The organism is Campylobacter sp. TJR-1 (assembly GCF_032840035.1).
Taxonomy (GTDB): domain Bacteria; phylum Campylobacterota; class Campylobacteria; order Campylobacterales; family Campylobacteraceae; genus Campylobacter; species Campylobacter fetus.
Genome location: NZ_JAWIZX010000003.1, coordinates 162,832 through 185,415, shown reverse-complemented (window position 1 = coordinate 185,415; position 22,584 = coordinate 162,832). Strand labels below are relative to the sequence as shown.

The following is a 22,584-nucleotide window of genomic DNA, read 5'->3' as shown; positions in this document are numbered from 1 at the left end:
TTTGATTTTACAAAAATATTATAAATTGTATTAAGCATTTATAATATACAGACGTTTTCTCTCATTTGAACTAGCTATATTTAGAGCTTTTCTGTATTTTGTTATCGTTCTTCTAACAAGCTTGATATTAAACTCTTTTTCTATCTTAGATAGTATGGCTTCATCGCTAAGAGGTTTTTCGTGATTTTCGTTTTTTATAAGATTTTTAACAAAATCTTTTATGGCCGCATTTGATATATCTTCGCTAGCCGCTGCGGCAAAGAAATTTTTAAGAGGAACTATACCGCGAGCACAGCTTAGAAATTTATTTTGTATGGCTCTGCTGATAGTAGATGGATTTCTTCCTAAATCTCCTGCTATATCTTTTAACTTCATAGGCTTTATATCTCCGCCTAAAAAATAGTCGTATTGGTACTCTATTATCATTAATCCTATCTTATAAAGTGTGGATTTACGCATTTCTAAAGCATCTATGAGATCTTTTGCTTCTTTTACTCTTGAAGAGACAAACTCGTTTTTTTCATCGATTCCTTCTGTATCTATAAGAATATCTGGATAAAACTCGTCATTTACTTTTATCTCTATGCCGTTATCATTATTAAATACGAAAATATCTGGAATAATCTGACTATCATCTTCTAAATACTCTATAGCGGGCGGATTTTTAAATTTTTTAATGATCTTTATAGCATCTTCATAATATTTTTGTTTTGTATATCTGCTCAAATTTTCAAAATCATTGATGATAGTTTGTACAAGAGTATAAATTTTATCGTCGCAGTCTATATCGTCAAGCTGAAATATAAAGCTCTCTTTATAATCCAAAGCCCCTACTCCGGTTGGCTCAAGATATGCAAATCTTAGTCTTATCCGCTCAACTTCACTTTTTTCAAATTTAATAAATTTATGATCATCCCATTCAAAATATCCTTCATTGTTTATACACTCTACTATCAAATTTGCAATTTCTATTGATTTTTGAGTAGGAAAAAGAGGAGAGTTTATCTGAGAATATAGCTTTTCATACAAACTTTCTTTATAAATACTAGATGATTCTATAGTATCACTTATGGAATTTTTATAAAGATCGCCGTAAAAATTTTTCGTGTGTTTTTTAGGAGTTATTTCTAAAGCGGCAAACGGATTGTCTTTTATAAAAGGCTCCAAAGTATCTTTTAACTCATCGCTGCTTGCTTGAAGTATCGGAAGCCAGTTCCTAAGAGTCTGATTGAGCTTAGCTTTTTGAGTAACTTTTTGAGCTAGTTTCATCAGTCTAGTAGCCTAAATTCCTCTCCAAGATAGTGCGTTCGTACAAGTTTATTATTTGCCACTTCATTTGAGCTTCCACTAGCTAATAAACTACCGTTTTTAATGACGTACGCTCTATCGCAGATGGCTAAAGTTTCTCTTACGTTGTGATCTGTTATCAAAACTCCTATATTTAACTTTTTTAAATCATTTATGATGCCTTGTATATCGGCTACGGCGATCGGATCCACACCGGCAAATGGCTCATCAAGAAGCAAAAACTTAGGCATTATCATTAAGCTTCTTGCTATCTCGCATCTTCTTCTTTCGCCGCCGCTCAAACTAAGACCTTTTCTCTGTCTAATAGGCTCTATATTTAACAAATTAAGCATTTCATTTACTTTTGTATCTATGATTTTTTTATCAGTATAAAAAATTTCAGCTGCTAAACTTAAGTTTTCTTCAACGCTCAAATCTTTAAAAACGCTACTTTCTTGAGGCAAGTAACCTATACCAAGCCTTGCTCTTTTGTGTAAAGGAGTAGATGATATATCTTTAGAATCTAGAAAAATATGACCCTTGCTAGGAGCTATAAGTCCGCAAATCATATAAAAAGTTGTTGTTTTACCAGCTCCGTTTGGACCAAGCAAACCAACCACTTCGCCGCTGCTAACTTCAAGCGATATACCATTTATAATTCTAGTTTTTTTTATAGTTTTTTCTAAATTTTTTACTTCAAGTTTATGCAAAATCCACCTCGTATATACGTTTATCATTTAAAACAGATATTTTTACAACGCAAACTTTTATCTCGTATTTGCCAAGCATATTAATAAGATTTTCATCTCCCCATTCAACTATGTGAAGCCCATCCTCAAAGAAATTTTCAAACAAACCGTTTTTTTTAATCGACTCAAAACCGTTTTGATATATATCATAATGATAAATATTACCATAATTTTGCATCACGCTAAAAGTCGGCGATGAAACATTTTCATTTATACCAGCAGATTTTACGATGGATTTTACAAGAGTTGTTTTACCGCTTGCAAGATCTCCTTGAAGTACTATAACTCCGGATTTCGGAAGCTCTTTAACTATCAAATCAAGCTCATCTACGCCTAACTCAAATCTCTTTAACATACTTCTCTTGCTCGCTTTTTGGTATGGTTTTTAAAGTAGGAAGCGAAATGACCATATAGCTTACTTCTCTAGCAAGAAACTTTATAGTTATTTTATCGCCTACTTTGACTTCTTTGCTAGGTTTAGCAAGCTTATCATTTATGCTAATAACTCCGCTTTTGCACATATCTTCGCTGATAGTGCGACGTTTGGTGATATTAACGGTATTTAAAAATTTATCTATTCTCATGTATATAATTCTAGCCAATTTTGGCTGAATTTTTGTTTCAGCTTAAACTAAACTCAACTTCAATTTGGAAATTCGTATCATTTTTGATAGATGGAAATTTGGATTTTGTCTTTTGTATAGCAGTTAAAACAGCTTCATCTAAAACTATATACGTCGAGCTATGGTCTATTTTTACGTTAGTTACTTCTCCGCTAGCTTTATACATAAACGAAACTTTTACAATTCCAGTTTGTCTTTTTCTCCTTGCAGAGTTAGGGTAATTTTTTCTAGCATAGTTTGCTATAATATTTCTTATTTTTGTTCCTATAATCATATTTTCGTTTACGGTGTTTTTTGGCTGCTGTTCTATTTTATTTTGATTGGTATTTTGATCAAATATTTTTTGCTCAATGCTATTTTGAGTAATACTTTTTAAATTCGGATCTATGCCTGGCATCTGCTTTGTTTCAATGTTTTGAACAATCTGTTTTTTAGGAGTTTGTTCTTGTTTTTTATCGGGTTTTGTATGCTTGATTATCTTTTTAGTATAGATTTGTTCTATCTTTTTTTCTATTATCTTTTTTTGAGGCGCTTGATCAACCTCTTTTTTCTCTTCTATAATAGGTTCGGAAACTTCTTCATATGGTTTTGGTATATCTTCTAAACTATTTAAATTTGAGAAAGTGAGTTTTAAAAGTTGCTCGTTTTGGATCTGATCTGCAGAGTCTTTCGCGTTTAGCAAAATAAATCCGAAAATTAACCCCGCATGCAGCAACAAAGATATAAAAAATCCAATAAAACTATTCATTGCTTACCTTAGCAGATATAGCAAATTTCTCATGATTTTGACTTTTTAATGCATCAATAACCTTAATGAAAGACTCAAATTTACTACTTTTATCGCTTCTTAATATAATTAAAGTTTCTGGACTGATATTTGATATTTTATATGCGATCTCATTTTCTAAAACAAGTTTATCATCTATAAATATATTAGAATTTTTATCGATAGCTATTATCACTCTTGCACTTTCATCGCTATTTGTAGCACTTTGAGCTTTTGGCAAATCGACTTTAATATTTCCTTCGGCAATAAAAGTAGAAATACTAAGAACAATAGCGAGCAAAACAAGCATAATATCTATAAAAGGAACTATATTTAATCCGTCTCTTTTAGCAAGTCTCATATCTAGCTCTCATATCTGTTTAAAAAAACATCTACTTTTCTTATAAATCCATTATAAATTATAAGTGTAGGTATAGCAACTATAAGTCCTAAAGCAGTAGCTTTAAGTGCTAAAGATAAACCTATCATTATAGACTTAGTATCGATTCCTCCGCTCATACCCATATCATAAAATGTTATCATAATGCCTGCCACAGTACCTAAAAGTCCTATATAAGGTGCATTCGTGTAGATGATATAGAGTATCGTAAGATTTTTTGTAAGGTCCTCTTCAAAGAGATTTTTGCTGACGTATTTTTTAGGATCAACCTTTAGATAAAAAAGCACTCTTTCAATGCTGAACCAAACCACTAAAAAACTCATAAAAACAAGAATAGATATAATAATATAATCAATATTTCCTTTTAAATACTCCATACATCCTCCCTAAAGCAAAATAAAATATATATTATAGCACACTTTATTTATAAATTTGAGTCACAAATTTATTACAAAATTGACAAAATAAACATTGATATATAAAATATTAAAATATTTTATTGATATAGAAAAAATAATAAATATAAAAACAAACAGGAAAGAAGCTTAAATTTAAAATTTAGTTTTTAAATTTTAAAAAATATGTGGATAAAAGCCCTTCTTTGCAGAAGGGGCTTAAATTATTTCTTTTTAGTTGAACATTTTGAACTGCCGCAACCAGCGCTTGCAACTGCATCTTTAAGATTCTTACCTACTTTAAATTTAACAGCTTTTTTAGCAGGTACTTTTATTTCTTTTCCTGTACTTGGAACTTTGGCTGTTCTAGCGGCTCTTTCAGTTACTCCAAATGTACCAAATCCTACAAAAGTTACACTATCACCTTTTGTTAAAACTTCGCTTATACTTCCAAGGAAACCGTCAAGTGCAAGCTCAGTGTCTTTTTTTGTAAGTCCAGCTTTAGAAGCAACTAAGCCCACAAATTCTGCCTTTGTCATTTCAAATCCTTTATTTAAAATTTTAAAATAGCATATTGTACATTATTTTTTAACTTTATTCAAGTATTTTCCATACTTTTTAAAAGAAAATATGCTAAAAATAGCTTAAATTTACATATAAAATATATAAAAAATGTTAAAAAAGTTTAATTAATATTTTTTATTGTTATTGTTTTAAGATTTTATCTATAATTATCTTAGCACCGTTTGGAGAAACGATATTTCTTAAACCCATTGAAATACTATTTATATCTAAATTCATAATATCTGTAAATAGTATATTTTTATCTAATCCATTCTGCTCATAAATTTTAGCTAGATTACTATCTAGCAAAAACTTAGCATTGTAAAATTGATGATTGCTAGCGGCGTAAGGATACGGTATAAATATAGTAGGAAGTGCATTTGCGCAAAGCTCCCAAAGAGTACTTGCTCCGGCTCTGCTTATACATAAATCGGATTTTTGCATATATACTTCGATCTCGTTACTAAAATCAAATACAACGGCTTCAACGCCCATTTCGTTATATTTGGATCTGGTTGTTTCTAACTCTTTTGCTCCGCATTGATGTATGATATTAATATTATGATTTTTTAAATTTAAAGCTAAATTTAAAGCTAAACTATTTATAAAACTAGCACCCTGAGAACCGCCTAAAAAAAGTATAGTTTTTAACTCATTTCTAACTCTAGCCGTATTAAAAAATTTTATATCTATAGGATAGTCATAGGTATCTGTTCCGTATGAGCTAAAAAATTTCTTACAAAATGGTTTTAAAATAGAATTTAATTTACCTTTTATAGCGTTTTGTTCATGTATAAATAGCTTTTTTCTAAATATAACCGCCCCAAAAGAAGCTGGAGCGGAGCTATATCCGCCGACGCTTATCACAGATGAGATATTATGTTCCGTAAAAATGCAGCGGCATTTAAAAGCTAATTTAATTATATTAAGCAAGGCAAACAATTTATGAATACCTTTTTTATTTACTACGCCTCTACTAGGAAAAAAATATTTAAATTTAAATATATCGCTATGCTCAAACCACATTCTGTCTTGACCGCTATTTGAGCCTATAAATATCACATTTTCACCGCGGTTTTTTAGTTCTATCGCTAAAGCTTTTGCTATAGCAAGATGACCGCCCGTACCTCCTCCTGTTATAGCTATCATGATAAATCCGCCTTTTTGCTAATCATAAGAACCATACCTATACCGACACAAAGTGCTAAAATAGAACTTCCGCCATAGCTCAAAAATGGAACTGCTATACCTTTTATAGGAGTTATAGATGTAATTCCATAAGCATTCATTAAAAACGCCATTGTTATTATAGAACCTATACCAAGAGCAAATAGATGATATACTTTATTTTGACTTCTTGAAGATATCTTAAATATACGATAAATAGTATAAATCATCAAAAAAGTTATGACCAATATCCCAACAAATCCTATCTCTTCAGCAATTCCCGCTAAAACAAAGTCGGTATGAACCTCACTTAAAAATCCTAGCTTAAATGTCCCGTTTCCAAGCCCAACGCCAAAAAATCCTCCATGATAAATTGCATTTAAAGAGTGGCTTATCTGATAAGGTTCTTCGCTATCGCTAACTCTCATAAACTCAGCCATATTTGATGGTAAAATCGACAATATAAAGTCTTGATTCGTCACCCACCAAGATTTAAAACGTCTAATTCTGTGGTCTTGAGATATAATAGCAAGAAACACCATAATAACACCGATCAATCCCAAAATTCCAAAAAACTTCTTACTAGTTCCGGCGAAAGTGGCAAGTATCATTAAAGCTAGAGTTAAAACAACTACTTGCCCAAGATCTTTTTGCATAATAGCTATCAAAAATACAGCCATTCCAAACACTACAAAATACGGTAAAAGCAGTCTAAACTCATCTTTTAAACGTTTTTTGTTATTATCTATTCTTCTAGCAAAACTCCAAGCTAGAAAAAATACAAATCCTATCTTAAAAAACTCGACAGGAGACAAAGATATACCTCCAAGTCTTATCCATCTTTTAGCTCCACCGGTCACCGGCACAAGAGAAGCTGGCAAAAACTGCATAATAACCATAAGTAAGAAAGAGCTAAAAAATATAAAAAATCCTATGAACTCAAACGTAGTAAGACCCATTAAAAACGGCTTATCCGGATTTAGCCTAGAGATAGACCAAATGATGAAAACTCCGGCAGTTCCGACTATAAATTGCCTAATAAAAAAGTGATAGCTAGTATAGTCGTAATATAAAACGGTAAAAGCCGGTAAAGATAGCGAGAAAATAATTCCAATGGCAATCAAAACCGTACATGTATAAAATAGTTTCGTATCGGCAAACAAGTTAAACCTTTTTAAATTTTAGGTTTAGATTATAATTAAACTTAGCTTTTAATACAATAAAAATAATTTTTAATATGAAATTAGCAAATTATCAAAATTCCTTCTGCGTATCTTTGATTAAACTATTTTATTGCACTATTTACTTTTAAATTTAGTTATCGTTTAGATCTTCTGCGACTTTAGCGGCTAATTTTAGCTTATCACTATCGAAGTGAGTATATATCCTAGAAGTATTTAAACTAGCGTGGCCAAGGGCTTCTTGAACTAAAACCAGATCTTTTTGTTTTTTGTAAAGCATAGTCGCAAACGTATGACGAAGCATATGCGCGCCGTTTTTCTCTTTTCTGATACCAGCACCAAATAAAATCTGCTCAACAATGCGACTTACATAAGCTTGAGTTAGCTTCTCTCCGTTTCTATTTACAAAAAGATATCCTTCGCTATTTATATAGTTTATTGCTATATTTTGTAGATGTTCATCTATAAGATGTTTTTTTATCATCACAATACGATATTTATTGCCTTTGCCTCGTATCCTAAGGATATAAAGATCGCCGTCTTCACTAATATCTTTTCTTTTTAAATTTAGAGCCTCGCTTACACGAATTCCGGTAAAAACAATGGTTTTGATGATTAGTTTATTTCGATTTGAATTCATTTTAAAATCCGTCTCATCAATGGCATTTAAAAACCTTTTAACCTCTTCTTCATTCATAAACTCAGGAAGTTTTTGACCTTTATTTCCACTAACTCCACCCCAGTTTTTAAGCTCGATATCAAAAATATGCGCCTTACCGTCTTCCTCGTTTTGTTTTCCTATAAACTCAAAAAAGTTTATCGCAGCGATTCGGTAATTTTTTTTGCTAGCATCACTGAGACTTCCTGTGATACTTGCTAGAACTTCGCTTATAAGCTCTTCATCGATCACAGCTAAACTTGTGAGTTCATAAAATTTAAGCACTTCGTAAATCTTTTTTAACGGATTAAAATACGTATTTATACCAGTAAGTCCAGCGTTTCTGGCTTTTTTTACAAAACCATCAAGCTCATCTATGTTTGCAACTCCTTTTGTAAGTGCGTAATTCACGCTAGCCAAAGCAGCTTGATCTTTGAGCTCTTTGTTTGAGAGTGAGTTTAGCTTGTATTTTACAAAACGAGTCAGCCAAAACAAAAATGAGCTTTCAAAACTCTCTTTACAGTCTAATTTATATTTCATAGTATTAAATTTACTCCGAATTTTAGCAGATAAATAACCGTTTAAGATTATTTATCTAAAATAACTAAAATTTTCTTCCGTTTTTTCCGGCGATTATAAAGCGTAAAACGTTAAGTTTTATAAATCCGTTCGCGTCTTTTTGGTCATAAACACTATCTTCTTCAAACGTGCAGTAAGCTTCGTTAAATAGATTATCGGTCTTGCTATCTCTACCGATGACCATAACATTGCCTTTATAAAGCTCGACTCTAACAGTACCATTCACATTCTTTTGGCTCTCGTCTATCGCAGCTTGAAGCATTTTACGCTCAGGCGAAAACCAGTATCCGTTATATACTAAACTAGCGTATTTTGGCATAAGTTCGTCTTTTAGATGTGCTGCTTCTCTATCCATAGTAATGCTCTCTATAGCTCTGTGAGCTTTTAGCATTATAGTGCCTCCTGGAGTTTCATAGCAACCCCTACTTTTCATACCCACATAGCGGTTTTCTACGATATCAAGGCGCCCAATCCCATGTTTTGCACCAAGTCTGTTTAGCTCTGTTAAGATCTCGTGAGGCTTCATTGATTTAGCATTTATCGCAACAGGATCGCCGTTTTTATACTCTATTTCGATAATATCGCTCTCATCAGGAGCATTTTTTGGACTGACGCTCCATCTCCACATATCTTCTTCTGGGGCGTGATTTGGATCTTCTAAAACAAGTCCTTCATAAGAGATATGAAGTAAATTCGCGTCCATAGAATATGGAGATTTACCTTTTTTCTTGCTTATATCTATCCCATTTTTCTCTGCATATGCTAGAAGTTTTTCACGGCTATTTAGATCCCACTCTCTCCAAGGAGCGATAACTTTGATATTTGGATTTAAGGCGTAAGCTCCTATCTCAAAACGAACTTGATCATTTCCTTTACCAGTAGCACCATGACTTACGCAGTCTGCTTTTGTGGCAGCAGCTATCTCAACAAGACGTTTTGCTATAAGAGGACGAGCGATAGATGTGCCTAAAAGATATTCGCCCTCGTATATAGCATTTGCTCTAAACATAGGAAATACGAAGTCTTTTACAAACTCTTCACGCAAATCCTCTATAAAGATATTTTCAGGTTTTATACCTAAGCTTATAGCTTTTTTGCGAGCTGGCTCGACCTCTTCTCCTTGACCGATATCGGCTGTGAAAGTCACGACTTCACATTTATACTCGTCTTGTAGCCATTTTAAAATGATACTTGTATCAAGTCCGCCACTATAAGCCAAAACAACTTTTTTAACATCCTTCTTTTGCATCTGCTGACCTTTATGATTTAAAAATTTTGCTGATTTTAGCTAAAAACAGATAAATATGTAATAAAAAAATAAAATTTAAGGAAGATGGCATTTTTAATCTATTATTTAAGTTAAATTTAAAAAATAATACTCAATCAAAAATTTAAATTTAAATTTCTTTAAATTTCACGCAAAATTCAGTCCTATCATCACCGCTTACGCAATTTACTTTAAATCCAAGCTCATCGCAATATCTTTTTACGAGGCTTAGACCTATACCAAAACCACCATTTTGTGAGTCAAAACGACTAAATTTATCATAAATTTTATTTAAATTTTCTTTTGAAATAGTAGATCCGAAATTTACAACGCAAAAATTATCTTGTTTTAAATTGATGATAACTTGCTGACTTTTAAAACTATATTTAATAGCATTTGAAATTATATTATCAAGTATTTTTTTAAATTTAAAACTATCAGAATCAACTTCCGCATCCTCTAAATTTAAAATTATTTTAATGTCTTTATTTGCCGCACTCATTTCAAAAATCTTTGCACGTTCTATAAAAATATCTTTTAAATTTAATTTTTCTATCTTATTTGGTTCGCTTTTTAAATTTAAAGCCAAATCATTATATAAATTTGATAAAGTTTTAGAGGCTATTTTAATGTTTTCAAGGTATTTTGAATGATTTTTATCAAACATTTCTACGCTCATAAGTATCACACTTAAAGGCGTATTTATCTCATGAGTAGTATCCGTGATAAAGTTATTTAAAGTTTTTATTTGATTTAAAAGTGGCAGATAGGAGAGTTTAACGATAAAATACGCTATAACAGATATAGCCAAAAGCACGATGATTGAGATCATAGATATCTTGACAAAAAGCCTATTTATGCTAGCGTGAGGACTTTGTGTTCTAAGTTCTAAATTTAATTCTATAGTTCGTCTTTTTGTATGAATATCGTCGCTGTAATACATAAATTTATCATCTACGTAATATCGACCATTATAAATAGGTCTATCAAAGTTTTTTAATACATATCTTTTTGATCTGATATCATAAAGATTTATATCATACTCGCTTTTAAGATCCAAGATCTCGCCTATGCCGCCATTTATCCTAAGCATATACTCAATCTCATTCGCATACGCTCTTAGATCTTTTACGGTTTTTTCGTATATATCATTTTTTGCCTCTTTGTAGTATGAAACTGCGAAAAACAGCAAAAAGAGCATACTAGTTATGGTATAAAGCAAAAAAATAGGAAGAATATATTTTTTATGAGACATATTCATATCCAAGTTTTGAGTGGCTTATGATTTTTTCGTTACCTATAAGTTTTCTAAGATTTCTTATATAGACTCTTAGGCTTAGTTCGCTCGGTACTTCATCAAATTCCCAAATTTGAGAATAAATTTCATCTCGGCTTAAAATTCTATTTTTATTTTTTAAAAATAGACATAAAAGCTCAGTCTCTTTTTTAGCAAGAGGCAGAACTTTGCCATCTTGCATCAATTTTTTTTGTAGGATATCAAATTTGAAATTACTATTAATAATGATAAAATTATCATCTACATAGTGATTAAAGTTTCGTTTCAGTATATTTTGTACTCTTAAAAGAAGTTCGGCTAACTCAAATGGCTTTTTTATATAATCGTCACAACCGACTTTAAAACCCTTTGTAACGTCATTTATACCATTTAATGAAGTGGCAAATATACAAGGAGTCGCCACTCCTGAGGATCTAAGCTCGTCTAATAGTTCAAATCCACTACCGCCTATGATTTTGACATCAAATATAAATAGATCAAAATTTTTTTCATAAGCAATACTTAGAGCTTTATCATAGCTATCAGAAGCTTCTACTTCATAGCCGAAGCTTTGAAGATATGAACTTATCATATCTTGCAGCATCGGCTCATCTTCTAAGACTAGGATTTTGCTCATTTATTGATTATATGGACAATCCGCATTTGATTGGCAGTTGTAACCACCGCCCATGCCCATGCCCGGATTTCTCATGCCGTAATTTCTATTATGTTTTTTCATAACAGATCTGCAAACTGCCGGATTAAAATACTCGTCTTTGCCAAGAGTCGCCATATTTTTTCTCATTTGCATTCTAAATTCTTTATTGAAATCATCTCTTTGATCAGGAGTCATATTTTTAGTGACTTCTAACATCTCATTATGAATTTTAAAACACGCATCTCTTATTATAAGCTCTTTTGCGCTAGCGTCCTTTTTAACCGCAAAAATTTTATTGCTAAGCTCTATAGCTTTATCATTCGCACCAAATGCAAAACTGCTAAGAACCGCCGTTACTAAAGCGGCTGATAAGATTTTACTTTTCATCGTTCATCCTTCATCTTGAAATATGATGGAATTATAAGCTTAAATTGTTGATTTTTTGTGAATTTATAAAACCATATTAATTTTACTTATAAAATCAAGAGGATTTACTTGAACATTGTTTATAATTACTCCAAAGTGCAAGTGCGGTCCGCTAACTCTACCGCTATCTCCGCTAAGACCTAATATATCGCCTTTATTTACTTTTTGACCGACTTTTACGATGATATCGCTAAGATGGTAATACTGAGTATAAATACCGCTTCCATGATCTATAACCACACTTTTACCGGCGTAATATCTATCTTTTGCTATCTTTACTATTCCGCTATTTGCAGCTATTACGCTTTCTCCGACTGCAGCTCTAAAATCCGTTCCTCCGTGATAACTTTTTATAAGTCCGTTAAATACTCTAGCAGTGCCAAAATCACTTGTTATAAAACTATTCATAGGAGATATAAATTTATCATTAAAAAATAGACCTTTACTAACTGTTTTATAAATTTGTTGAGCTTCACGCCTCTCTTTGTCTATACGTTTCATAACAGATTGAGGCGGTTTTACTTTTGATTCTGAAACGGTAATTTTTTCTTGTTTATAATCTTTCTTAACAAGTTCAAACTCAGTAATTCCCATCTCTCCGTCTAAACTATTTTTAACATTGATATTTTTTGTTTCGTAATAACTAGCCGGCACAAAAGCTATTTTAAATCCCGGTTTTAATGGATGATCTATCCAGGATATTTTTTTGTCGTTTGCGGTTAATTTTCCAGCATATTGTGATTCGATACTGATGATTTGCGTCTCGCCGTTTCCTATAGTAGCGCTAAAGGCTGCTGTTATAAATAGCAGTAAAATAAGTAGAAATCTTTGCATAAGAGTATGATATCCTTCTATAATTTGTTGTCAAAATAATATCATAATTTACATTAAATTTAAAATATTAAACCGAATACAACGACATAAACCTTTTTCTGCTTATCGGAGAATATCCGTTTAGATGCTCATAAGCCTCTTCCGTGTCGCCATCTGTAAGCTCTTTTATCTTTTCTATTAATTCAAAAAGCTCTTCGTCATCTAAATTCTCAAAGTCGCCACAATCTTCTAAAACCTCTTGGATCATAGCTTCTAATTCTAATTCATCATAGCTCATAGCAGCTCCTTAAAAAATTTTCGCCATAATACCTAAAAAATCTTAATAATACCTTTATTATCTTGATAAAAGAAATCATCATAAATTTAAAAATTAAAAAATTAGTTTTAAAAGCGATAAATTAAGTTTTATTTAAGTAGATTAATATAATAATTACAAAACTTTCAAATAAAGAGATTATATGAGTTCAAATTTAAAAATATTAAATGAAATTTTACCGTATTTTTCGCTTATTCATAGCGTTCCTGGTCGCCTTAGAGTTAGAGTTTCTCCTCGTATAAAGGAGCTTCAATCGAACATAGGCTTAGACGAAATAGATAAAATCATAGCAAAAATAGACGGTATAAATAGCGTTAAATTCAATAAATTAGTAGGCTCGGTTACCGTTTTATACGATCAAAATAAATTTCCAGAACATCTCTGGAATGATATGCTAAATGGTCAAAATTTAGAACACATATCTAAAAAAATTGAAGAAATCAAAAGGAGTTGCAATGCAAATTAAATTTGATAACTACTCTAAAGAAGAGATTTACAATCTTGCTTTTAACTATGAAAATAGAGGAATTCTTATCTATTCTAATTTTGTCGATACAGAAATTTTTAACCAAATTTTATCTATTAAAAAAAGCGGTTTAGAGCTGCTAAAAAACCTAGCAGACGAGAAAAATTACAGTATAAATTTAAACGAATGCGAAGTTTTAAATCCAAAAGATAATTTTGAAAAATTAATAGTCGCTATAAATTACGAACTAGAGATAAATGAATTTTATAAAAACGCATCGGAATTTATGGATGATGACGTAAAAGATCTATTTTTTAGACTTTGGGCTACTTCAAATAACGAATATATCCCGGCTCTAAAAGCATCTTTGTTAAGTATATCTTGTCAAAACTTAGCTCCAAATATACAAAACTCAAATCAAAATAATACTGATCCAAAGTCAAATAACAGTATAAAAGATTTTCTTGAAGAGGCAAACAAAATAGCTTCAGGAGAAGCAAATATGGAAAACATAAATACTCTTTTAAATCATCCGAGTTTTCCGTTTTTTAGCGGAGTTGCAGCCGGAGGATTAATAGGATTATTGATAAATGAAATCATAAAAAAGGAAAAAATCGATGAATAATATCTCAAATAAAGGATTTAAAATGGCACTTCCATTCTTAGCCGGAGCTTTAGTAGGCGGGCTTGCTATATATGCTTTTAATAATAGAAAAGCGATACAAAATAGCCTTTTAACAGGACTTGATAAAGGTAAAGAGATAGCTAAAAAAGCAAAAGATAGCTCTTTAAAAGTAGTCAAACTTGAAAATTTAAGCAGCGAAAAACCGGTAAAAACTAGAAAACCGAGAAAACCGCAAGCAAAAAAAGCACCGCAAACAGATCAAAACAAACAAGATTTTGAAATTTAAATAATAGTATAGATTTAGAAGGAATTTAAAATATGAATAACAGTTTATTTTCTACTTCGAGACTACCTGCGGATAATTTTCTTAGCGGTTCCTTGATAGGTTTTATAGCATCTAGCGCCATCTCTTTAAATCAAGTAAAAGATGGTCAAATAGATACAAAAACCGCCATGAAAAAAGTTTTAAAAATTAGTATTGAAAGCGGTATCGCCGCCGGATTTGGGATATGGGCGTCAAATGACGTAGTACAAGGAAAATATATAAATGCGGCTATAAAAGTAGCTGCTGGATTATCTATGATAAAAGCAACAAATAGTATTTTAAAGGAAAACAAATGACAAATCCATACATTAACAACCAAAACACAGACAAATCAGCTATATCAGCTATAAATGAAACTATAAATAACTTAACAAAAGATATTCCATTTATACCAGATAACTTTAATACGGCAGGATTTTTAAAAGGAGTATTGCTAGGTGCTGGAATCACATATCTTTTAACAAACCAAAATGCGCAGCAAACACTATTTAAAGCGATAGTAAAAGCCACAAATTTATTACAAAGCGGTACCGAAGAGTTAAAAGAGAGATTTGAAGATGCCAAAGCTGAAGTCAATGCCCAAAAATAGTCTAAAAATAGCCAGTCACGTAAATAACAGAGTTAGATTTATCTGCAACGAACTAAACGAATTTATCGATGAGAGAAATCTTGAAGCTGAAATTTTAAAGTTAGAAGATGTTCTAAACGCAAGAGTAAATAAAGCCGCAAAAAGCATTATAATAACTTATAGTCGAAATTTAAAAAATATAATACAAGATATCAGTAACATACAAATTTCAACTTTAAAAAGTATAAAAAATGCTCCAAGCAAAGCTGAAATTTATAAATCAGCAGCGATATTAGCCTTAACTAGTATAAATAAAAATAAATTTATAAACATAGCAGCTACTCTTGCAGGCTCTAAAGAACTTTTTAAAGAAGGCGCTTATGAGTTACTTCACGAAGGGCTTACAAGTAAGACTCTTGAAGCGTTGGCTGTTGGAGTCAGCCTCGCAAGAGGAGATTACTCAGCTGCAAACGGTACGAATCTCCTTTTAAATTTAGGTGAATACATAGAAGAAAGTACGGTACATAAAAGTGATGATCTAATAAAAGAATTAGCACGTCCAAATGTAAAAGAGGCGTGGATAGAAGTGATAGGTAATGGCAAAAAAGAGCTCAAGCTCATAAATGCAAAAGATATAAAAATAGGAGATATAGTAGTAGTATCTACTGGTGAGAGCATAGCTATAGACGGATATATCGTAGAAGGAAGTGCTAGCATAAATCAAGTGAGCATGACAGGAGAAGCAGAACCGGTCAAAAAAGAGCGTGGCGATAGAGTTATGAGCGGAACTATAGTTGAAGAAGGACGTATAAAAATATGGGCAGAACTTATAGGCGATGAAACTGCCACTAGTCGCATAAAAAAATACATTCAAGCAAGCTTAAACGAGAAATCATCAATAGGGTTAAAAGCTACGAAACTTGCAGATAAATTAGTACCAGTAACTCTTGGACTAGCCGGTCTTAGTTATATAATAAATAAAAATACGATGGCTATGGCTTCGGTGCTGCAAGCAGACTATTCATGCGCTCTGAAATTAGCAACGCCAGTAGCCTTTAAAACAAGTATAAGCAAAGCTGGACGTGATGGTATCTTGATAAAAGGAGCAAAAGCAATAGAAGCTCTAGCAAATGCAGATACATTTGTTTTTGATAAAACAGGAACTCTCACATACGGAAATTTAAGCGTAGCCGAAATTTATAGTTTTGATGAAGGAATTAATTCGGATGAACTGTTAAATTTAACAGCAAGTGCAGAAGAGCACTACTTTCACCCAGTAGCCGAAGCTATAGTCAAAGCAGCAAGGCAAAGAGGTTTTCATCACATACACCATGAAGAAGTAGAGTTCATAGTAGCTCACGGTGTAAAAACGGTGGTAAAAGGAAAAGAAGTAGTTATAGGAAGCAGGCACTTTCTTGAAGATGATGAAATGATAGATTTTTCTGCTCATAAATCAAAGCTTGAAGAGAGTATCAAAAGCGGATTTGCTATGCTATATATAGGATACGATAAAAAATTAATAGGTACAATAGCTCTAAAAGACGAGATAAGAGACAATGCAAAAGAGTGCATAGAGAAATTAAAAGAGTACGGAGTAAAAGAGATAATAATGCTAACAGGAGATGTACAAAACAAAGCCGATGAAGTAGCAAAAAGTATCGGTGTAGACAAGGTATTTGCAAATTGCTTACCTACGGATAAAGCACAAATTATTGAAAATTTAAGAAAAAGCGGAAAGAATATAGCATTCATAGGAGACGGTATAAACGACGCTCCAAGTCTAGTGAAGTCAAATGTCGGAATAAGCATGAGCAAAGGTGCTGATATAGCAAAAGCAAGCGCTGATATAAGTCTTTTAAAAGACGATATATGCTCAGTAGCAAAGGCAAAACTAATAGCAAATAAAACTATGGAAAAGATAAATTTAAATTTCAAAGCAACAGTAGGTATAAACTCAGGAATACTGCTTGGTGCAACTCTTGGCAAACTAAGTCCTATACAAACCGCTGTTTTACATAACGGAACTACCATAGCATTGCTTTTAAACTCACTAAATAGTGCAGATATAAATCAAAATTATTAGTTTTATAATTTTATAGCATATTAATATTTTGTAAGATATAATAAAATATTAATATATAGGAGACTTTAATGAATTTTATAATCTCTTTACTAGATAACCTTAATGACTGGTTATATACATATTATCTTGTTGTCCTGCTTGTTTTTGTAGGTATTTTCCTAAGTTTTAAATTTGGATTTGTACAGATTGGGATGTTCATAGAAAGCCTTAAAGCAGTAACAGAAAAAGCAGATAGCGATGTCTTGCATCCTGAACATATAAGCCCTTTTCAAGCACTTATGATATCAACCGCCAGTAGAGTCGGCATAGGAAATATAGCTGGAATCGCTTTTGCCATCACAGTCGGTGGAGCCGGAGCTATATTTTGGATGTGGGCAATGGCATTTTTTGGTGGAGCAAGCGCATTTGCAGAAAGTACGTTAGCTCAAATTTATAAAAGCAAAGATGGAAATGGATTCAAAGGCGGACCCGCATACTATATAACAAAAGCTTTAGGTATGAAACGCATAGGCACTTTATTTGCAATTATACTAATACTTACTTACGCCTACGGTTTTAACGGATTACAAAGTTATACCATGACTTCAGCTTTTCAAATTTACACTCCGGCAACCACCTGGGAAGAGTTTAAAAATAGCGGAATAACTATCTATATAGGAATTATTTTAACAATTATAACTACTATTTTATTTTTTAGCAAAAGTTACACCATAGGTAAAGTTAGCTCTATTATTGTGCCTTATATGGCTATCGCATATACTCTTTTAGCAGTAATCGCCATAATTTTAAACTATGAAAAAATACCTGAAGTTTTGACGCTTATATTTAAAGAAGCGTTTGATTTTAAAGCTATTTTTGGAGGTTTTGCCGGATCTGCAATTGCAATAGGCATAAAAAGAGGACTTTTTTCAAATGAAGCAGGTATGGGCTCGGCGCCAAATGCAGCTGCTGCTGCCCATACTAGCCACCCTGCAAAACAAGGACTAGTACAAAGTTTTGCGGTATTTATAGATGTATTTATATGTACTAGTACAGCGTTTTTAGTGCTATTTTCTACTAAATTTATAGAAAAAGGACAAGAACTAACAGCGCTTCCTCTCGTACAACAAGCTATGCAAGAGTATTTCGGAGATATAGGATTACACTTCGTATCGGCAGCTATTGCATTATTTGCCATAACATCTCTTATAGGAAATTACTATTACGCTCAAGCAAATATAAAATATTTAACAAATAATAGGATAATTATGTTTTTATTTAAAGTTTCTGCTGTAGCGATGGTATTTATAGGAGCTCAAATGAACTTAACCATAGCTTGGAGTTTAGCAGATATACTTATGGCAGGTATGGCGACTTTAAATATATTGGCAATACTATTTTTATCTAATATAGTTAAAGTAACGCTTCGAGACTATATAATACAGAAAAAAGCAGGAAAAGAACCTGTTTTTAAAGCTAAGGAATTAGGTATAAAAAATGCAGAATGTTGGGAATAAAATATCAAACAAACTCTTAGACTTAGAGTTTCAAAGAAAATCAGCCAAAATAGCTTTAAGCGCTAGTCTTGGCATACTTACTATAACGGCTTTTAATATGAAAAATAAAAAAGCGGCAAAACTCCATACTATAGCAGGTGCCGCAATGGTGGGATTTAGTCTATGGCACGCCGGTCTTTATGGGACAAAATATGCTAAATTTTTAAACAAGCATAGTAAAAAACGTCTAAAGGCAAGCGAAGTATGAAAATCTACATATATATCTTGCTTCTTATATTTACTGGCTGTTCTGCTAAAAACAATGCTCAGCACAATATAGCAGTCGCCGCACAAAATGATAATATAAAAGAAGTTGTACAAGAGCCTCAATCGCAAAATATCGAAGTTGATTATATGAACTTCGATGAGCAAAATAGACAAGATATAATGTTAGCTTATGGAACGCTTCTAGATGATGCAAATGTAAATGCATGGGCTAAAGGCACAGAAGCAAATTTAGTCGGTAAAATCCTTATAAGTCAAGCTACGTTTAATAAAATAGCAAATGAAATTTCACAGTACATAAGGGATTTTCGCAAAATTGATGGTAAAATCAGCATATATTATCAAGTTAAAGAAAAAGTTGTATATCAAGGAAAGTATTGAGCTGTTTTTTTTTGAGATAAAAAGATAAGATAAGCTATTATTTTTTTACCCAATAAAGCTGCTCAAATACATGTAAATCTCTGCCGTTTAAATTTCTACTACCGCGAAAAGCGTTGTATTTCTGCTCTTTTAACTCAACTCTGCCTATCTTTGATAAATTCGTTATAAACTCATCTTTATCTATGAAACCTTCATTGTTAAACGATATCAACAGATACTTTGATTTTAAATTATTTATAAGCTCAAAAAATGCCGAACAAGCATCTCTTTTTTTATTATAAACGCTTCTATTCCATTGTTTTGGAATGCCACTCACTAAGCTTATATCTTTTGGTTTTTCATATTTTGCTATTAAATTTAACATAAAATAGTTTGAGCCATAAGGATGTTGATTGTATGGAGGATCAAGGTAAGCAATATCTACTTCTTGCATATCTTTAGCAAACTCTAAGGCGTCTTTTTGGGCAACATATGAGTCGCATTTAAAATTCGAAAACACAGGTTTTTTCAAAGTTATATCGCTCATTATCCTTTTAAGAGCGTTTTTTCCGTTTCCTCCAAACTCGCCTATTCCAAGTTTATTTTTATAAAATCCCTTAAAAACACCACTAGTATTACTATGAACGCTTACTTCAGAAAGAAGCGGAGCTAAGAAAAATACCCTTAATTCATCTGGAACTATCTCATCTATAGCAGTTCTTAAAGTATCTATAATCATCGCATTTTTAAGAGTAAAAAATACCCTGTCGTCTTTTTTGATATCATTTTCATCTTTTGGAGCATATAAAGATGTTATAAACCCTCTTTTTAAATCTTTTATATCGCTTAATTTATGATAATAAAAATCAAGTTTTTCATTTAGTTCATCGCTATAATTTGTTTGATAGCACTCATTTATAACTTTTGAATACAACTCAAGATCATTTGTATATATCGTATGCGAATGGGCTCTAGCCATTCGTGCTACGATGCCAGAGCCGCTAAAAATATCTGCAAAACTAACTTTATCTTTTTTTATATCTTGCTTTACACCTTTTATACCAGCTTCTATAAAACCTAGCAAGGAACGTTTATTTCCAAGATAAGTTATTAGTTGCTCTTTTAAATAGCGTGGATTTTCACTCAAGCGCTAATTTCCTTTATATCAGCCACTTTTAAAAATGCTTTATAAATTTGACCTATAATGGAGATTCTATTAGCTTTTATTTTTGGATTATCGTGATTTATCATCACAGAGTCGAAGAAAAGATCAATACTGTTTTTTAATCCAAACAAACTCTCAAGATATGTTTTTGTATCGTCTATATTTAAATTTAAAGCTTTAAATTTATTGTTTAATTCATTTTCCACGTCTTCTTCAAATAAACTCTCATTTATTTCTGCAATCTCGCTATCTTTTATAATATTAGACAGTCGTTTAAATGTAGAGAAATTATCTTTAAAATCCTTCATTTTGCATATTTCATCAAGTGCAATTATGGCTGCATTTAATCTTTTCAAGTCACTCTGTGAGCTATTTAAACACGCTTTTATAACAGAAGGGTTAACATCGTAAATGCTATAAAGTCTTTCATATACAAAACTTTCAAGATAGTTTAAATCAAAATTTTTATAATTTGGTTTTATTAAATTTAAAATATTTCTCAAATCAAAATTTATACCTAAATTTAGTACTATTTTTATAATTCCGCTAGCCGCTCTTCTTAATGCGTATGGATCTTTATTTCCGCTTGGTATCTTACCTATACTAAAAAGCCCCATTAAAGTATCAAGTTTGTTTGATATCGCCACTAAACTTGAAAATAGAGTTTTTGGATATAAATTTGCGTTTGGCAAATACTGCTCTTTGATAGCGCCTATTATAAACGGATTTTCGTCTCTATATGCAGCGTAATACCCACCCATTACTCCTTGGAGATTTGTAAATTCATAAACCATATTAGTAGTAAGATCGGCTTTGCTAAGCATGACAGCCCTATCAAGTTCATCAGCGTAATCTCCACCAAACTCATATCTTAAATCCTTATCGTAGATACTAGCTAAAATTCTAGCGATTTGTCTCTCTCTGAGTTCTTTATCGTACATACTGCCTAACTCATTTAGATAAGTGATATTTTTTAGCTTTTCACTACTAAACTCGCTAGCTAAATCACTATGCCAAAAAAACTTAGCATCGCTTAATCTTGCTCTTAAGACTTTTTCATTTCCTCTTATTATTAAATTATGGTCATCTGTAATAGCGTTGCTTACTACTACAAAATGATTGCTAAGTTTTCCATCTGCATTATGCAAAGGAAAATAGCGTTGATTTTCCTTCATTGAAGTGATAATAACTTCGCTAGGAACCTCTAAAAACTCTTTTTCAAAACTACCTAAGAGTGCCGTTGGATACTCTGTTATAGCTACAACTTCATCTAAAAGATCAAAATCAAGCTCTATTTTCAGGTTATTTTTAGTCTCAATAGTCTTAAATTCGTTTAAAATTTTCTCTTTTCTCTGAGTAGCGCTTAGTATAATTCCATTTTTTCGCACAAGCTCAAAATACTCATCTATACTAGAAAAATCTATCATATCATAACCGAAATTTCTATGTGGATAAAACGCTTTTTTACTCTTAACTCCAAAAATTTCAAAATCCAAGCTTTTTTCACCTAAAATAGATATTAATGAGCGTATAGGGCGTATAAACTCATATTCGCCGTTTCCCCATCTCATACTTTTCCCGAAATTTAAAGATAATATAAATTTCTCTATCATAGCAGGCAGTAAATCAGAAACAAGCTTACCTTTTATAACGCTTTTATGATATAAAACCTCTTTACCTTTAATCTCTTTAAAACCAAGCTCATCTTGACTTATGCCACACTTCTTAGCAAATCCCAAAGCAGCCGCGTTCCATTTACCGTCTTGCAGAGCAACGCTTTTTGGAGCTCCTATATTTTCAACTTCTAAATCAGGCGTAAGTTCTGGTATATCGCCGTTTATCACGATTCTTCTTGGAGTATATTCAAGGTTGAATTTGCTATCAAGTCCGTATTCGTCTAAAACTTGCTTCCATTTTGGTTTTATATTATTTAATTCCCTTAAAAAAGGGATTGCCGGCAACTCTTCAACGCCGATTTCAATCAATAGCTTCATCTTTTTTTCTCCTTATAATATCAGCCTATTTTAGTAACAAGCTTTTAAACTCAAACAAACAAAAGTTGATATTTTCATAAAATAACTCTGTT

At 31.9% G+C, this 22,584-nt stretch carries 28 protein-coding genes; 9 read left to right on the top strand and 19 right to left on the bottom strand.

Going from position 1 to position 22,584, the window contains the following annotated elements; translation table 11 throughout:
* Positions 1–30: 30 nt before the first annotated feature.
* The 17 genes from RVY88_RS04310 to RVY88_RS04230 form a co-directional block, all read right to left on the bottom strand.
* Positions 31–1,269, bottom strand: coding sequence for an RNA polymerase factor sigma-54 (locus RVY88_RS04310; RefSeq protein ID WP_038453373.1), 1,239 nt, complete (start codon positions 1,267–1,269; stop codon positions 31–33).
* Complete coding sequence (gene lptB / locus RVY88_RS04305; protein ID WP_002849347.1) at positions 1,269–1,997, bottom strand: LPS export ABC transporter ATP-binding protein; 729 nt, start codon at positions 1,995–1,997, stop codon at positions 1,269–1,271. Before lptB ends, RVY88_RS04310 begins: the two co-directional genes overlap by 1 nt.
* Positions 1,990–2,391: a tRNA (adenosine(37)-N6)-threonylcarbamoyltransferase complex ATPase subunit type 1 TsaE gene (tsaE, locus tag RVY88_RS04300; protein WP_002849345.1), complete on the bottom strand. Its 402-nt coding sequence runs from the start codon at positions 2,389–2,391 to the stop codon at positions 1,990–1,992. The genes lptB and tsaE overlap by 8 nt, the downstream gene beginning before the upstream one ends.
* Positions 2,375–2,620, bottom strand: coding sequence for an RNA-binding S4 domain-containing protein (locus RVY88_RS04295; RefSeq protein ID WP_038453369.1), 246 nt, complete (start codon positions 2,618–2,620; stop codon positions 2,375–2,377). Before RVY88_RS04295 ends, tsaE begins: the two co-directional genes overlap by 17 nt.
* A 37-nt stretch (positions 2,621–2,657) precedes the next feature.
* Positions 2,658–3,407, bottom strand: a complete 750-nt coding sequence (locus tag RVY88_RS04290; protein WP_162167160.1) for an energy transducer TonB — start codon at positions 3,405–3,407, stop codon at positions 2,658–2,660.
* Positions 3,400–3,786 carry a TonB system transport protein ExbD gene (gene exbD, locus RVY88_RS04285; protein WP_002849340.1) on the bottom strand — a complete coding sequence of 129 codons (387 nt, stop codon included), beginning with the start codon at positions 3,784–3,786 and terminating at the stop codon, positions 3,400–3,402. Before exbD ends, RVY88_RS04290 begins: the two co-directional genes overlap by 8 nt.
* Positions 3,787–3,788: 2 nt before the next feature.
* On the bottom strand, positions 3,789–4,202 hold the full coding sequence (exbB, locus tag RVY88_RS04280) for a TonB-system energizer ExbB (protein WP_002849338.1): 414 nt from the start codon (positions 4,200–4,202) through the stop codon (positions 3,789–3,791).
* Positions 4,203–4,444: 242 nt separating this feature from the next.
* Positions 4,445–4,759, bottom strand: coding sequence for an HU family DNA-binding protein (locus RVY88_RS04275; protein WP_002849336.1), 315 nt, complete (start codon positions 4,757–4,759; stop codon positions 4,445–4,447).
* 166 nt (positions 4,760–4,925) lie between these two features.
* Complete coding sequence (locus RVY88_RS04270) at positions 4,926–5,933, bottom strand: UDP-N-acetylglucosamine--N-acetylmuramyl-(pentapeptide) pyrophosphoryl-undecaprenol N-acetylglucosamine transferase (RefSeq protein ID WP_002849334.1); 1,008 nt, start codon at positions 5,931–5,933, stop codon at positions 4,926–4,928.
* Positions 5,930–7,114, bottom strand: a complete 1,185-nt coding sequence (locus RVY88_RS04265) for an FtsW/RodA/SpoVE family cell cycle protein (RefSeq protein WP_011731977.1) — start codon at positions 7,112–7,114, stop codon at positions 5,930–5,932. Before RVY88_RS04265 ends, RVY88_RS04270 begins: the two co-directional genes overlap by 4 nt.
* 151 nt (positions 7,115–7,265) lie before the next feature.
* Entirely contained in the window at positions 7,266–8,330 is a 1,065-nt protein-coding gene (locus RVY88_RS04260) for a tyrosine-type recombinase/integrase (protein WP_024305228.1), read from the bottom strand.
* 64 nt (positions 8,331–8,394) lie between these two features.
* Positions 8,395–9,618, bottom strand: a complete 1,224-nt coding sequence (locus RVY88_RS04255) for an argininosuccinate synthase (RefSeq protein ID WP_162167159.1) — start codon at positions 9,616–9,618, stop codon at positions 8,395–8,397.
* Positions 9,619–9,766: 148 nt separating this feature from the next.
* Positions 9,767–10,828: a HAMP domain-containing sensor histidine kinase gene (locus tag RVY88_RS04250; RefSeq protein WP_317051264.1), complete on the bottom strand. Its 1,062-nt coding sequence runs from the start codon at positions 10,826–10,828 to the stop codon at positions 9,767–9,769.
* 52 nt (positions 10,829–10,880) lie between these two features.
* A complete protein-coding gene (locus RVY88_RS04245) occupies positions 10,881–11,549 on the bottom strand; it encodes a response regulator transcription factor (protein WP_024305227.1) in 669 nt (222 codons plus the stop codon).
* The gene (locus RVY88_RS04240) at positions 11,550–11,957 is read right to left on the bottom strand and encodes a hypothetical protein (RefSeq protein ID WP_162167157.1); all 408 of its coding nucleotides are present in this window, start codon (positions 11,955–11,957) and stop codon (positions 11,550–11,552) included.
* Positions 11,958–12,020: 63 nt separating this feature from the next.
* Positions 12,021–12,830 (bottom strand): M23 family metallopeptidase, encoded by an 810-nt coding sequence (locus tag RVY88_RS04235; protein WP_038453357.1) that lies wholly within the window; start codon positions 12,828–12,830, stop codon positions 12,021–12,023.
* A gap of 67 nt (positions 12,831–12,897) precedes the next feature.
* The gene (locus RVY88_RS04230) at positions 12,898–13,107 is read right to left on the bottom strand and encodes a hypothetical protein (RefSeq protein WP_002849310.1); all 210 of its coding nucleotides are present in this window, start codon (positions 13,105–13,107) and stop codon (positions 12,898–12,900) included.
* A gap of 181 nt (positions 13,108–13,288) precedes the next feature.
* Here RVY88_RS04230 and RVY88_RS04225 point away from each other — a divergent pair, with 181 nt between their 5' ends.
* From RVY88_RS04225 to RVY88_RS04185, 9 genes are all read left to right on the top strand, one after another.
* Positions 13,289–13,612, top strand: a complete 324-nt coding sequence (locus RVY88_RS04225) for an HMA2 domain-containing protein (protein WP_065844447.1) — start codon at positions 13,289–13,291, stop codon at positions 13,610–13,612.
* Positions 13,602–14,237, top strand: coding sequence for a hypothetical protein (locus tag RVY88_RS04220; RefSeq protein WP_011731973.1), 636 nt, complete (start codon positions 13,602–13,604; stop codon positions 14,235–14,237). Before RVY88_RS04225 ends, RVY88_RS04220 begins: the two co-directional genes overlap by 11 nt.
* Entirely contained in the window at positions 14,230–14,523 is a 294-nt protein-coding gene (locus RVY88_RS04215) for a hypothetical protein (RefSeq protein ID WP_002849307.1), read from the top strand. Before RVY88_RS04220 ends, RVY88_RS04215 begins: the two co-directional genes overlap by 8 nt.
* A 32-nt stretch (positions 14,524–14,555) precedes the next feature.
* Entirely contained in the window at positions 14,556–14,858 is a 303-nt protein-coding gene (locus RVY88_RS04210) for a hypothetical protein (RefSeq protein ID WP_002849306.1), read from the top strand.
* Positions 14,855–15,151: a YtxH domain-containing protein gene (locus RVY88_RS04205; RefSeq protein ID WP_162167155.1), complete on the top strand. Its 297-nt coding sequence runs from the start codon at positions 14,855–14,857 to the stop codon at positions 15,149–15,151. The genes RVY88_RS04210 and RVY88_RS04205 overlap by 4 nt, the downstream gene beginning before the upstream one ends.
* On the top strand, positions 15,120–17,213 hold the full coding sequence (locus tag RVY88_RS04200; RefSeq protein WP_410470424.1) for a heavy metal translocating P-type ATPase: 2,094 nt from the start codon (positions 15,120–15,122) through the stop codon (positions 17,211–17,213). Before RVY88_RS04205 ends, RVY88_RS04200 begins: the two co-directional genes overlap by 32 nt.
* Positions 17,214–17,281: 68 nt before the next feature.
* Positions 17,282–18,709, top strand: a complete 1,428-nt coding sequence (locus RVY88_RS04195) for an alanine/glycine:cation symporter family protein (protein ID WP_065844449.1) — start codon at positions 17,282–17,284, stop codon at positions 18,707–18,709.
* A complete protein-coding gene (locus tag RVY88_RS04190) occupies positions 18,690–18,956 on the top strand; it encodes a hypothetical protein (protein WP_034959644.1) in 267 nt (88 codons plus the stop codon). Before RVY88_RS04195 ends, RVY88_RS04190 begins: the two co-directional genes overlap by 20 nt.
* A complete protein-coding gene (locus RVY88_RS04185) occupies positions 18,953–19,354 on the top strand; it encodes a hypothetical protein (RefSeq protein WP_002849301.1) in 402 nt (133 codons plus the stop codon). The genes RVY88_RS04190 and RVY88_RS04185 overlap by 4 nt, the downstream gene beginning before the upstream one ends.
* Positions 19,355–19,391: 37 nt before the next feature.
* Here the strand turns inward: RVY88_RS04185 and RVY88_RS04180 are convergent, their stop codons facing one another.
* Both RVY88_RS04180 and glyS read right to left on the bottom strand, forming a co-directional pair.
* Positions 19,392–20,480 (bottom strand): DNA adenine methylase, encoded by a 1,089-nt coding sequence (locus RVY88_RS04180; RefSeq protein WP_065844451.1) that lies wholly within the window; start codon positions 20,478–20,480, stop codon positions 19,392–19,394.
* Positions 20,477–22,492 (bottom strand): glycine--tRNA ligase subunit beta, encoded by a 2,016-nt coding sequence (gene glyS, locus RVY88_RS04175; RefSeq protein WP_162167154.1) that lies wholly within the window; start codon positions 22,490–22,492, stop codon positions 20,477–20,479. Before glyS ends, RVY88_RS04180 begins: the two co-directional genes overlap by 4 nt.
* Positions 22,493–22,584: the final 92 nt, after the last annotated feature.